This window comes from Streptomyces triticagri (assembly GCF_003429565.1).
In the GTDB taxonomy this organism is placed as follows: domain Bacteria; phylum Actinomycetota; class Actinomycetes; order Streptomycetales; family Streptomycetaceae; genus Streptomyces; species Streptomyces triticagri.
In genome coordinates this window covers 1-13,446 of the sequence record NZ_QUAK01000234.1, presented here as the reverse complement: position 1 = coordinate 13,446, position 13,446 = coordinate 1, and the positions used below count along the sequence as shown (strand labels likewise).

8 protein-coding genes and 1 tRNA gene are annotated in these 13,446 nt (G+C 70.0%); 4 read left to right on the top strand and 5 right to left on the bottom strand.

All coding sequences use genetic code 11. The features are described 5' to 3' along the window. Nucleotides 1-15 precede the first annotated feature (15 nt). On the bottom strand, nucleotides 16-2,154 hold the full coding sequence (locus tag DY218_RS31380; RefSeq protein WP_128559564.1) for a PQQ-dependent sugar dehydrogenase: 2,139 nt from the start codon (nucleotides 2,152-2,154) through the stop codon (nucleotides 16-18). Between the two features lie 63 nt (nucleotides 2,155-2,217). After that, nucleotides 2,218-3,165 carry a LamG domain-containing protein gene (locus DY218_RS31375; protein ID WP_233521994.1) on the bottom strand — a complete coding sequence of 316 codons (948 nt, stop codon included), beginning with the start codon at nucleotides 3,163-3,165 and terminating at the stop codon, nucleotides 2,218-2,220. Nucleotides 3,166-3,513: 348 nt separating this feature from the next. On the opposite strand from DY218_RS31375, the gene DY218_RS31370 reads away from it, so the two are divergent. From DY218_RS31370 to DY218_RS31360, 3 genes are all read left to right on the top strand, one after another. After that, nucleotides 3,514-5,532 (top strand): ATP-binding protein, encoded by a 2,019-nt coding sequence (locus DY218_RS31370; protein WP_128559562.1) that lies wholly within the window; start codon nucleotides 3,514-3,516, stop codon nucleotides 5,530-5,532. A 193-nt stretch (nucleotides 5,533-5,725) separates the two neighbouring features. Continuing rightward, on the top strand, nucleotides 5,726-6,922 hold the full coding sequence (locus tag DY218_RS31365) for a ThiF family adenylyltransferase (protein ID WP_233521993.1): 1,197 nt from the start codon (nucleotides 5,726-5,728) through the stop codon (nucleotides 6,920-6,922). Further along, complete coding sequence (locus tag DY218_RS31360; RefSeq protein ID WP_128559561.1) at nucleotides 6,919-7,569, top strand: GNAT family N-acetyltransferase; 651 nt, start codon at nucleotides 6,919-6,921, stop codon at nucleotides 7,567-7,569. Before DY218_RS31365 ends, DY218_RS31360 begins: the two co-directional genes overlap by 4 nt. 322 nt (nucleotides 7,570-7,891) lie before the next feature. Here the strand turns inward: DY218_RS31360 and DY218_RS31355 are convergent. From DY218_RS31355 to DY218_RS31345, 3 genes are all read right to left on the bottom strand, one after another. Beyond that, nucleotides 7,892-7,965, bottom strand: a tRNA-Pro gene (locus tag DY218_RS31355). A gap of 123 nt (nucleotides 7,966-8,088) precedes the next feature. After that, entirely contained in the window at nucleotides 8,089-8,439 is a 351-nt protein-coding gene (locus tag DY218_RS31350) for an MmcQ/YjbR family DNA-binding protein (protein WP_128559560.1), read from the bottom strand. Nucleotides 8,440-8,501: 62 nt separating this feature from the next. Further along, nucleotides 8,502-9,431, bottom strand: a complete 930-nt coding sequence (locus DY218_RS31345) for an alpha/beta fold hydrolase (protein ID WP_128559559.1) — start codon at nucleotides 9,429-9,431, stop codon at nucleotides 8,502-8,504. Between the two features lie 324 nt (nucleotides 9,432-9,755). Between DY218_RS31345 and DY218_RS31340 the strand changes: the two genes are divergently transcribed. Further along, the gene (locus DY218_RS31340) at nucleotides 9,756-13,268 is read left to right on the top strand and encodes a ThuA domain-containing protein (RefSeq protein WP_128559558.1); all 3,513 of its coding nucleotides are present in this window, start codon (nucleotides 9,756-9,758) and stop codon (nucleotides 13,266-13,268) included. Nucleotides 13,269-13,446 lie beyond the last annotated feature (178 nt).

The following is a 13,446-nucleotide window of genomic DNA, read 5'->3' as shown; positions in this document are numbered from 1 at the left end:
TTCGACACATGGCTGCTACGACTTTCCGGAGACCTTCAGACCACGGATCCTGCCGGCGTTGTCGAACGAGCCGAAGCCGATCCGCCCGTCGCCGGGCCGCGCGCTCACCGCGGTCATCAAGGGGTACGACGATCCGTCAAGGTACACGGCCGTCTCCCCGGTGTCCCCGCAGCGCACCACCTCGACCCGGTGCCAGGCCGCGTCGCTGATCGCGGGCGGGGCGCCGGTGGTGCCGTCCCACTGGTCCTCGACCCGCAGCCGGTCGGCGTCGTCCACCGTGAAGACGCCGTTGTGCGGATAGATGGAGTTGTCCTGCGAGAGATGCGCGTAGCCGAACCTGGTGTCGGACTCATGGCCGAAGATCACGACCACGTCCCGGTTGTCGATGTCGGTCGGCGTATCGATGCGGACTTCGGCGTCGATACGGACGTTGCGGTACGTGGGGCCGGTGGTGAGCACGGCGTACTCGTAGGGGCGGCGCGGTCCGGGCCGTTCGACGCCCGGCTCGGTCAGCACCGCCTGGCCGCCCTCGAACCGCCACTTGGACGGGGTGATGGGCGCCCAGTGCTCCGCGCCCATCACATCGGTGAGGGTGGTCCCGTCGGTGTCGCAGCTCGCGAACGTGCGCGTCCCCGTCACCTTCCAGATCTTCCCGTTGGCCTTGGAGAGGATGTACAGCTCGCCCTCCGCGTCCTGCCCGAACCGCAGGTCGACACGCTCGTCACCGGCGAGTTCCTGCAGGGAGACGCGTTTGCCGGACTTGGCGTCGTAGACCATCAGGCTGTACATCTGCGCCAGACGCTGTTCGCCGCCCGGCTCCGCGCGGCGCATGTCCGCGGCATCCGTGTACAGGAGACGGCCGTCGACGATGTCGCCGAATACGTACTTGCCCCGCAGGGCGTCCAGTTCGTCACCGCGGTAGACGTAGCCGCCGGAGATGCCGACGCCCACGTCGGACTTGCAGTCCCAGTCGGCCGGCGGATCGTGGTCGTAGGCGGCGACCGGATAGGTGTAGCCGTACTTCGCGTCGTCGTCGGGCAGCGGAAGGATCTTGGCGCAGGGGTCGGTGGCGTTCTTGTCGAAGACGAAGGCGCCCTCGCGTTCGCTCCACCCGTAGTTGTCGCCGGCCCGCACCTCGTAGACCGACTCGATGGCGTGCTCGCCGACATGGGAGAGGAACATGCGGTGGCTGCCGCGGGGGTCCCAGCTGAAGCGGTGCGGGTCGCGCATCCCGATCGCGTACGTCTCGCCGAGGGTGCCGGGCTCGTCGACGAACGGATTGGCGGCCGGGATCCCGTACTCGCCGTTCGCGCTGTCGTGGCCGCGCGGGTCGATGCGCAGGAGCTTGCCGTGCGGCAGAGCCCGGTCCTGCGGGTCACCGGTGGTGGAGCCCTTGCCGCCGTCGCCGACCGCGATGTAGAGCAGTCCGTGGTCCGTGTCGCCGGGCCCGGCGGTCGGGTTGAAGTCGATCTGCTGGATGCCGTGGACCTGGCCGTTGAAGCCGATGCGGAGCAGCTCCCGGTGGGTGCCGGAGAATGTGCCGGCGCTCGGGTCGTCGGCCGTCCACTCGGTGATGACGCCGTGGAACCCGTCCCCGCTGGGCTGGCTGAAGTCCGGCTCGGCTTCGGTCAGTTCGGGCTTCTCGGTGTGGACCGTGTAGAAGCGGCCGTTGTGCCGGAAGTCCGGGTCGAAGGTGACGTAGCCGAAGCCGGTGCCCAGGCCCCGGCTGGCGTAGTACGCATCGGAGAACTCCTCGTACAGGTCCAGGTAGGGGTGCTGCCCGGAGCCGTCCTTCTCGAGCGAGTACATGGTGCCGTTCTGGTCCGCGACGGCCAGGCGGCCGGACCTGCCCGGGAACGGGGTCAGGTAGTTGATCCGGTTGTGCCGGATCAGACGGTCGTCCTCGACCGGGCCCGGCCGCGGCTCGGACTTCGGGAGCTGGGCGAACTCCTCGACCTCCAGGCCGAGTCCGGAGGTGACCGGCTTGCCGGGGATGGGGTCGGTGACGGCGTCCGCCGCGGCGGCGTCGTCGGCAGGCGCTTCGGCCGCGCCCGCCGGTGCCGCGGTGAGCACCGCGGCGAACAGGGCGCAGGTGAGGAGTTGGACCAGGAGGGATGTCTTACGGGGCCGGACGTGCGGGACCGACGGGGACAAGAGGGCTCCCTTCGTGTGGCGTGCCCGGGAGGTGCGTACGGGCGGCGTGCGCGGGACGGGCGGTCAGGACGCGGGGCGCCCGGCGGTGCGGCGGTACTCGGCTCTCACCTGCCCCGGTGTGGCGGCCCGGTCCAGGAACAGCAGGTCGTCCATGCGGCAGTTGCAGGGGTTGGCTTCGCGGGTGTTCTGCGGGAAGCTCCCGCCGATCTTGAGGCCGCGTGGGTCGGTCGGTGAGGCGAGGTCGGGCTCCGGCTCCCCTTCCAGGGTCCAGGGATCGTCGTCGCGGACGTAACTGCCGGACAGGGCACGGCCGTTGCGGTAGAGCGCCATCTCGCCCGTGTCGAAGTCGAAGGTCGCGGCCAGGTGGACCCACTTGCCGTCCGGCAGATGGGTGCGCCAGTCCCCGTCCGCGGCGAAGGTCTGGGACTCGCCGCCGTCCAGGCGGCGGCCGAGCGCGACCAGGCGCAACTCGCCGTCGACATCGATCAGTTCGAGGAGCGCCCGTACGTCGTGTCCGTTCGAGTCCCCGGTCAGGACGCCCGCAAGACCGATGGCGTTGTAGAGGTCGGAGGGGTCGTCCGAGCCCGAATCCGGGCTCGGGTTCTGCCCGGTGGTACGGAACCAGCCCATCACCGTGGCCTGGCGGGCCCCGTTGAACGCGTGCAGCGACTCCGCGCCGTCCGGGTCGTACACGCCCGCCTTCCAGTCGTCGTTCCCCGCCGCCTCCGGACTCACCTGCCCGGTCTGCAGGACGTGTCCGCGCCGGGGATCGGCGTCGTCGCGCACGCGCATCGCGGCCCCGCCGTTGACGAGGGACAGGCTGGTCCCGGACGGCCCCAGGTCTCGTTCACGCCCGGCGTCCACGGGGTCCGGATGCTCGAAGTCGTAGCCCGCGACCAGGCTTCCGCGGATGCCCGCCCCGGCAGCCGCGGACCGGTCCTGCGGCGAGGACGGGCCGCCGGACGGGGTGACGAACGCGGCGGTCAGCAGAGCGGCTCCGACCGCCGTCACGGCAGCTCGGAGTCGTGACGGTGCAGTTGTGCGCCGATACGACGGCACGGTGGCGCCAGGCGTCATGTCCCCTCCGGACGGCGAGCATAGAAAGCGCTTCCTGTGGTGTCTGCTGCAACGTACAAACGTCGGGGCGGGGACGACAAGGGCCCGTACAACGATTACCGCATGAGCCCGTACAACGATTACCGCGGGGCGCGACCGCACAGGCACCACTCCGGTGAATCCGCGGGCGCGGAAGTGTTTCGTGGGCCGCGCCGGAGTGCCAGGATGCCTTGTCGGAGAGTGCCAGAGGCCGAAGCGGCGTTGCAGCGACGCCGGGGCCGGCAACGGTGGGGAGCGTGGGCCGTGTTCATCGGGCGGGATCAGGAACTGGCCGAATTACAGAGTGCGTTGAAGGTGCAGCGGCTGATCACGGTGACCGGCACCGCGGGTGTCGGCAAGAGCCGGCTCGCCCGACAGGTCGTCGAGCGCGAGCAGGCCGCCGGCGGCGACGAGGCCTGCTGGGCCGACCTGTGGCAGCTGGCCGACGAGCGGATGCTCGCGGCCCTCGTCGCGGATGCCTGCGGGCTGTCCGACCACACGCCCCGGATGCCGCTGGACGTCATCGGCCAGTGGATCGGCGAGCGCGAACTGCTGATCGTCCTCGACTCCTGTGAGCATGTGCTGCCCGCTTGCCGGCGCGTGGTGGAGACACTGCTCGACAAGTGCCCGCACCTGACGATCCTGGCCACCAGCCGGGAGGTGTTTCGCCTCGACGACGAGTACGTGGTGGTGGTCGAGCCGCTGCCGTACGCCACGGATGCCGCGGAACTCTTCCTGCAGCGTGCGGGTCAGATGGGCGTGACGCCGCAGCCCGGTGAGCTGAACCAGGTGACCGAGCTGTGCACCTATCTCGACGGGCTGCCGTTGGCCCTGGAGTTGGCGGCCGGGGCGCTGCGTCACAGCAGCGTCGCAGAGCTTCTGCAGCGTCCGCGGCACGATCTGCACCGCGAGGAGACCACCCCGGTGCGCATCCCGACGCCACGCCGGCACGAGGTGCTGCGTACCGCCCTGGGATGGAGTCACGAACTGTGCACGCCCAAGGAACGGCTGCTCTGGGCCCGGCTCTCGATCGTGCTCGGGCACTTCGACGCGCCCATGGCGGCCGCGCTGTGCGCCGGCGGGCCGCTGAGCGCGCGTGATGTCGAGGTCGCGCTGGCGGGCCTGGTGGACAAGTCGGTGGTCACCCGCCGCGGGGAGCGCTATCTGCTGCTGGACACCGTGCGCGAGTACGGGCGCCTGTGGCTCACACAGCTCGGTGAGCTGGACACCATGGCCACCACGCATGCCGCCCATTTCCTCTCGCTGGCGCGGCAGGCCGACGCGACATGGACGAGCGCGGAGCAGAGCGGCTGGTACCGCACGATCAAGGACGCCCATCCCGATCTGTGCGCGGCGCTCGACTACTTGCTCGACCACCAGGTCGACGACGCCGTCGAATTGGCCACGCTGACCGGCTTCTACTGGACCTGCTGCGGCCATGCGCACACCGCACAGGAGTATCTGGCCCGTGCCCTGCAGGCCGGTGACAGCGGGCAGCAGGCGGCGACGAGGCAACGAGCCGTCTGGGCACTGGGGTTGACGCATCTGCTCCAGGGCAACCACGCCACGGGGACCGAGCTGGCCCGTCAGTGCCTGGCCCTGGCGCGCAGCGACCAGGACCCGTCCGGGCTGCTGCGCGCGGCCTATCTGCAGGCCATGAGTGACCTGTTGCAGGGCAACGCCGGTCAGGCCCTCGACCTGCTTGAGGGCGCCCTGCAGGCTGCGCACGAGGACAACGGTGCTGCGGAACAACCGGCCGGGCACGCGATGATGATGTGCCGGATGCTGCGGCTCTTCGCGCTGACCGGCGTCGGTCGCCTCGAGGAGAGCCGGGACGCGGCCACGGAACTGCGCGCCGAGTGCGTGGCCATGGGCGAGCACTGGATCCGCTCGTACACCGAGTACCAGCTGTGCGTGATCGCGCTGCGGGAGCAGCACGGTGATGCGGCACTGGAGCATGCGCGCGCGATGCTCGCCTCCAAGCAGCAGATCGGCGACACCTTCGGGATCGCGCTGGGCCTGGACATGCTGGCCGCGTCGTACTCGGCCAGCGGCGACGGCCGCTCGGCGGCGCTCGCCTCAGGCGGAGGGCAACGGCTGTGGGAGGCGGTCGGCCACCCCCAGCGCGGCGCACCGGACGTCCAGCCGCTGCGCGAGTTCGGCGAGAACACCGCACGCCGGCTCGTCGGCGCCGGCGCCTACGACACCTACCACCGCCAGGCCGCCCACGCCGATCCGGCGGCCATGCTGGCCTGGGCGGCGGGCGGTGAAGCTCCGCTGTAGGCGCGCGGACGGGCTTCGCCCTCAAGACCGATAAGCAGATGACTTGTCGCGCGCGCCCCCTTGTTCCCAAAGACCCCTTGGGGGACGGGGCTTGAGGGGGCGCACGATGGTGAAGGTCCGCGCATGAATTCGACCGGGCGCGCCCCCTGCCTTAAGGGATTTCCAAGATCCGCCGCTGGTAACTTCCGGCGTCGTGATCAATTCGTTGAGCGATGCTCCGGAGTACGGAGCCTGCACCGCACCGGGCCCCGGACACCGGGCCGCCTTCCGCCCCGCCCTGTTGCGCCCCTGCGAGCCCGAGGACCGCGCCGCACTGAAAACGCTGCTCGCCTCCGGATCCGTGCGGGAGATGCATGACCACATCGACGAGCAACTCGTCGAGCTGGCGCGCTGTCTGCGCCCGGGCGACGATCTCTCGGGGGACGGCCTGGACGCCGCCGTGCAGGAGCTGACGGACGGCGTCGAGCCCGGCCGCCACGGCACCTGGGCCTGGTATCCGTGGTCCGGACGTCTGGTGCACCTGCTGCCGCGCGAGCAGTTCCGGCGGGTGCGCACCGACCGTAACCGCGACAAGATCACTGCCGCTCAGCAACAGAGTCTGCTTGAGCGGCGGATCGCCGTGATCGGCCTTTCCGTGGGCAACAGCGCCGCCCTCACCTGCGTCATGGAAGGCGTCGCAGGATCGTTCCGCCTGGCCGACTTCGACACCCTCTCCCTTAGCAACCTCAACCGGCTGCGCGCCGGAGTCCACGATCTGGGTCTGCCCAAGACCGTGCTGTGCGCCCGGCAGATGTACGAGGTCGACCCCTATCTCGACATCGAGCTGTGGCACGACGGGCTCACCGACGACACCATCGAGTCGTTCTTCGACGACCCGGAGCACCCGCTCGACCTGCTCGTCGAGGAGTGCGACACCCCGTGGGTGAAGACCGCCGCCCGCGAGTACGCCCGCCGGCACCGCGTCCCTGTCCTCATGGACGCCAACGACCGGGGCCTGCTCGACGTCGAGCGCTTCGACCTCGAGCCGGACCGGCCGCTCTTCCACGGCCGTACGGGAGATCTGAGCGCCGGCGAAGTGCGAGAGCTCAGTCCCGCCCAGGCCCTCGCCCACCTGCTGCGCATCTGCGACGAGAGCCGCCTGAGCCCAGCGATGACCGACGCCCTCCCCCGTATCGGCAGCACCCTGTCCAGCTGGCCCCAACTCGCCAGCGGGGTCATGCTGGGCGGCGCCCTGGTCACCGACACCGCACGCCGGATCCTGCTCGGCGACCCGGTCGCCTCCGGCCGCTACTACGTGGACCTCGAAGCTCTCATCGCTCCCCGCGGCATCACCGACGTCCCGGACCGTGCCGCGTCTCTCGGGCGCCCGACGGCGGGAGCCGTCCGGTGAACCGGCTGCCCGAACTGCACGGCGAACACCTGTGGTTGCGCGAACTGCGGGTCACCGACCTGGCACCCTTCGAGCGCATCCAGACCCACCGGCTGCTCACCCGCTACCTCGGCGTCGACCGCATGGACGCCCGCCAGGCGCAGGACGCCTTCGCGCAGCACCTCGCCCAGCCCTACACCCACCCGCGGCGCAAGCACACCCTGGCCGTGTGCCCGCCGGGCCAGGACACCATGGTCGGCACGATGGGCCTGCTCATCGAGGAGTACGGCCGAAACGCCATGCTCACCAGCCTGGTCCTGCTGCCCGACGCCCCGGTCCGCGGGCACGGCCACGAGGCGGGACGCCTCCTGATGGCGTACGGCTTCGGCCCGCTGGGACTGCACCGCATCTGGGCCGGGCATCGCGCCGACCACACCCGCATGGAAGCCGTCATGCTCGCCGCCGGCCTCCGCCCCGAGGCGACCCTGCGCCAGCTCTTCCACACCCAGGGCCACTGGCACGACGTGACCACCTACGCGGCATTGGCCCCCGAGTGGACGGCGCAGGCCACGATCACCGAACGCGCCATCCTCGACAGCGCTCCGCCGGTCCCGAACGCCGACACGACGTCCGCCGCCGGCTTCGGGGTACGGGTCGGTGCCGGGTGAAGAGGCTCCAGGGCTGTGCTCAGTTCCTGGTCACGGCCGTAGTCCGCGCACGAGCCGGTCCGTACGCCGAGCCTGCGATTCCATGTGCACACGGGCGGGCACTCCCGTGCACACGGGCGGGCGCCCTCGGGAAACCTGCAGTTCACAGCGCTCTCCCCCACCACCGGCCACGCATCATGGCACCGCAGCACCAGCAAGACCCCGTCTTCACCGCCCCGGGATCGGGTGGGAGCACTCCCATCCGATCCCGGGGCCGGCCCCCAGAACGCCGAAAGGGCCATCCGAAGATGGCCCTCAGCTGCGGAAATATCCGACGTATCCGTCGGGACGACAGGATTTGAACCTGCGACCCCTTGACCCCCAGTCAAGTGCGCTACCAAGCTGCGCCACGTCCCGATGCCCGCGTGACCTGGGGTTTCCCCCGGCCGTGCGCGCACCGAAACAATACCGCACTCGGGGCGGTGGTCGTGAATTCGTTTCCGGTGGCGCCGGAGCCGCGCGGATCCCGGGCGGCAGGTGTCACACCACCCCCAGGTCCGGATGCTGCTCGGTCAGCCGGGACGGGGCGGCCTGGCGCCAGGAGTCGGCCAGGATGTCGCGCAGCTCGGCTCGGTCCTCCAGGGCCGCGAGCCGCACTCTGACCCACGCGAACATCGCCTCGTGATCCGCGATCCAGAACGTGTCCGGCTCGGAGAGCGCCAGCTCGTCGCGCTCCTCCTTCGGACAGCGCACCGCCATCGACGTCTCGTCCTCGGGCAGCGTGGCGAACATCTTGCCCGCGACCCGGAAGGTGGGCATCGACCAGGCGATCTTCTCAGTGGTGGCGGGCAGCGAGAGCGCGAGCTCCCGGACGTCGTCGGAGGTGACCATGGCACGACGGTAGAACACGGCACTGACAGTGAAGCACCTGCCGAACGCCCCGGCCGCCCACCTCACACGTGCGCGTCCAGCCAGGCCGTGAGGTCGCTGTGCACCTCGTCGCGGTTGGTCTCGTTGAGGATCTCGTGGCGGGCGCCCTCGTAGCCCTTCCAGGTGAGGTCCGTGACGCCGGCGTAGCGCAGGTCCTCGAGGAGCTCGTGGACGAGGGTCATGCGCTGGTTGCAGGGGTCCTCGGTGCCGACCGCGATGTGGACCGGCAGGTCGGCGGGGATCCGGGCCAGGTTCGCGGGGTCGTTGATCCGGCGCACGGCCCGGACCCAGTCGAGGGAGAGGCCCGCGGAGAAGGGGAAGCCGCAGCGCTCGTCCGCGACGTAGGCGTCGACCTCCGCGTCGTCCCGGGAGAGCCACTCGAAGCCGGTGCGGTCCGGATACGGGTCGTTGAAGGAGCCGAAGAGGTTCGGGACGAAGTCGGAGAGGGCGGTGCGGCCGCGCTCGGCGATCTCGCGCTCGAGGTCGGCGATCGACTGCTCGGTCTCGACGGACGGCAGTGAGCGGAAGGTGCCGGACAGGATCAGACCGGAGAGGTCGTCGGAGTACTGCTGGGCGTAGTCGCGGGCGAGCATCGAGCCGAGGCTGTGGCCGAGCAGGACCAGGGGCACACCGGGGTGCAGTGCTCGGGCCCGCTCGCCGATGAGGCGCAGGTCCTCGACGATCGCGAGCCAGCTGTCCCGGTCGGCGTCGCCGGTGACGCCGTAGCCGCCGGTGGCGGGAGCCGTCGCGCCGTGACCGCGGTGGTCCGAGGCCACCACCCCGTAGCCGCGCGTCGTGAGGTGGCGGGCGAACCGCTCGTAGCGCAGGCCGTGTTCGGCCGCGCCGTGCGCGATCTGCACCAGGGCACGCGGGCGGCCGCTGCCCGGCAGCCAGGTGTACGTGGCGATCTGTGCGCCGTCGCCGGGCGTCACCTGTCCCACGGTGTACGTCATCGGGGCGTCCTCCTCGTGTCGTGGGCCGGGGCGCGGTGGCGTCCGACGGGCGGCTCTGCGGGGCGCCGCCCCGGCGTGCTGTGGCCCTCTGCCTCCCCACCTGCGGCCGGTACATGCGTACGACCGCTGGCGTCTGCTCCGCCGTACGGCAGGGTCCCGTCCGGCGCCGTACGCCAACTCCCGTACCAGGAACCGCGGTTGCCTGCACCGCGCGCTCCCGACCCATTGACCCCTCTCGGGCCGGAAACCTACGCTGAACGACGCACTGCAGAAAGCGCTTTCTAGTTTGCCTCCACAGCCACCCCCTCTTCTCAGGGAGCGCCCATGGGACGTCCCGCACGTGGCACGCGCACTGCACGAGGTACCTCCAGTGCCGGGCCACCGACCCTACTGAGACCCGCAGTTGTCCTGGTGGCGCTGCTCGGACTGCTGCTCAGCCTCGGTCTCGGCGTGCCGCCGAAGGCCGCCGCCGCACCGTTCAAGGTGCTGGTCTTCTCCAAGGTCACCAACGTCGAGCACGACTCGATCCCCGCGGGCATCGCGGCGATCGAGAAACTCGGTGAGGAAAACGGTTTCGAGGTGGAGGCCACGGACGACTCCACCGCGTTCACCGACGACAACCTCGCCCGGTTCCAGACGATCGTCTTCAACAACACCAACTCCACGCCGGAGTCCGGCGATCTGCTCGATGCGGATCAGCGCGCGGCCCTGCAGAAGTACATCCAGGGCGGCGGCGGCTGGGTCGGCCTGCACTCGGCCTCCGCCAGCGAGCGCGACTGGGAGTGGTACGAGGGCCTGGTCGGCGCGATCTTCGACAAGCACCCGGAGCCGCAGACCGGCCGGATCAAGGTCCTCGACCAGACGCACCCGTCCACCAAGGACCTGCCCCAGCTCTGGGAACGGAACGAGGAGTGGTACAACTGGCGCACCAATCCGACCGGCAAGGTGCACACCCTCGCGCAGATCAAGGTGCGCGACGGTGTCGAAGGCCTTGACGAGGGCGTCGACCACCCGTGGTCCTGGTGCCAGAACTACGACGGCGGGCGCTCCTGGTTCACGGCCGGCGGGCACGACAAGGCGGCCTTCTCGGAGGAGGCCTTCCTGCAGCACATCCTCGGCGGCATCGAGTGGGCGGCGGGGGCCGAGCCGGGCGACTGCACGGCCTCCAAGACCGGTTCGTTCCAGCGCACTCCGCTGGCCACCGAGGATCTCGCCGACCCCTTCGAGCTGGCGATCGCGCCCGACCGACGGGTGTTCTTCATCCAGCGGACCGGCAAGCTGAAGATCATCGACCAGGAGACCCTCAAGGTCAGCACGGCGATGGACATGGCGTACACCCCGGAGATGACGGACCAGTCGGACGGTCTGCTCGGGCTCGCCCTCGATCCGAACTTCGCGGACAACCACTGGCTGTATCTGCTGCATTCGGACAAGGAGGAGAAGCAGCTCAATCTCTCCCGGTTCACCGAGAAGGACGGCAAGGTCGATCCGGACAGCGCAGAGCAGCTGCTCACCGTGCCGACCTACCGCGGTGAGGGACGCGCCAACTCGCACATGGCCGGGTCGATCGCCTTCGACAAGGCCGGCGATCTCTACATCGCGACCGGCGACAACACCGACCCGTTCGCCTCGGACGGCTTCACGCCGATCGACGAGCGGGAGGGCCGTCGCGCCTGGGACGCCCAGGGCACCGCCGGCAACACCAACGACCTGCGCGGCAAGGTCCTGCGCATCACCCCGAAGGACGACGGCACGTACGGCGTCCCGGACGGGAACCTCTTCGAGCCGGGCACCGAGAAGACCCGTCCGGAGATCTATGCGATGGGCTTCCGCAATCCGTTCCGCATCACCACGGACCCGCAGACCGGCGCGGTGCTGCTCGGCGACTACGGCCCCGATGCGCAGGCGGCCAAGGAGGACCGCGGTCCGGAGGGCACGGTCGAGTACAACCGCATCACCGAGCCGGGCAACTACGGCTGGCCGTACTGCGTGGGCAACAACATCCCGTTCAACGACTTCGACTTCGCGTCCAACACCTCGGGCGAGAAGTTCAAGTGCGACGCCCTGAAGAACGACTCGCCGAACAACACCGGCCTCACCGACCTGCCCGCGGCCAAGCCGGCCCTGGTCTGGTACGCCTACTCGGCCTCCGAGGAGTTCCCCGAGCTCGGCACCGGTGGCGGCGGCCCGATGGGCGGCCCGGTCTACGACTTCGACGGGGACAACGACTACCGCACCAAGTTCCCCGAGGCGTACGACGGGAAGTGGCTCAACTACGAGCTCACCCGGCAGAACTTCAAGTCGTTCTCGATCCAGCAGAAGGACCAGTCCTTCGAGGATCCGCGCTTCGAGGACGTGAAGGCGGGCGATCTGCACTCCATCAACCCGCTGTTCGAGGACATGGAGTGGAACCAGCCGTTCGACGCCGACTTCGGCCCGGACGGTGCCCTGTACGTGATCGACTTCGGGCTGGGCAGCGGCACCGGCCGCGGCGGCAGCAACGAGGGCTCCGGCATCTACCGCATCGACTACGTCGGCGACGACCGGCTGCCGGACGCCCGGATCACCGCGACCCCGGACAACGGCACGGGACCGCTCGACGTGGAGTTCTCCAGCAAGGGTTCCGGTCTGCCGGACGGCACCGAGGTGACGTACGAATGGGACCTCGACGGGGACGGCGAGACCGACTCCACCGAGGCGAACCCGAAGCACACCTATGAGGAGAACGGGCAGTACACGGCCCGCCTCAAGGTCACCGCGCCGGGCGATCTGACGGCGCTCGCGGTGCGCGACATCACCGTGGGCAACAACAGACCCGAGGTGAAGGTGACGACGCCGCCGAACGGTGGCCTCTTCAGCTTCGGTGACACCATCCCGTTCAAGGTCGAGGTGACGGACGAGGAGGACGGCGGCCCGGACGAGATCGACTGCGAGAAGGTCGTCGTCCAGTCGCAGCTCGGCCACGACTCCCATCTGCATCCGCTGGACAACTACCAGGGCTGCGAGGGCGAGATCGTCACGGACGCGGGCGACAGTCACGGTCCGGGGCAGAACCTGTACTACGGGATCACCGCGCAGTACGAGGACGAGGGCGGCGCGGACGGTGTGCCGTCGCTGACCGGTTCCTCCTCGCTGACCCTGCGGACCTCCTTCCGGGAGGCGGAGCACTTCACCAAGACCGGCGGCGCGCACGACGGTGTCGAGGTGGGGTCGCGTGACGACGCCTCGGCCGGCAAGCGGCTGATCGAGATCGAGGACGGCGACTGGGTGTCGTTCGACCCCACGAATCTCAAGGGCGTCGAGTCGGTCACCGTCGGCGCCTCCTCCGGTGGTCTCGGCGGTGACATCGAGTTCCGTTCGGGTGCCCCGGACGGGCCGCTCGTCGGCAAGGTGACCGTGCCGAGCACCGGCGACTGGGGGAACTTCGTGTCGCCCACCACGGAGCTGGAGGACCCGGGCGGCACCGATGCGCTGTACGCGGTCTTCACCAACTCCGAGTGGTCCGAGGACAAGGAGGATCTGCTCTCCCTTGACTGGCTGCACTTCAACGGCCCAGGTGTGGAGAAGACCCCGGCCACCGAGGTCACGGTCAAGTCGGAGCCGGCTGACGGCGGCGCACCGCTGAAGGTCGCGCTCACCGGCACGGTGAAGCCTGCGGACGGACGCGAAATCGCCTCGTACCACTGGGACTTCGGCGACAACAGCAAGGCCGACGGCGAGGAGGGCGCGACCGCCGAGCACACCTACGAACGCAAGGGTGACTACACCGCCCGGCTGACGGTGACCGACGACAAGGGCGACACCACGGCGGGCTCGGTCCGGATCAAGGTGGAGTGACGGTGCCCCGCGACAGCTCCGGTTGGACACACGGCCCCGAACGGGCCGGAAAGGAGGACCAGTTGAGTCCCCACGGCAGCAGACGTGCGTTCCTCGGGGCCGCTGCCGGCCTCGCGGTCGCGGCGGCGGGCCTCGGCTCGGCGGCGCACGCGCAGGAGGCGGCGCCGGCGGGCCGCGG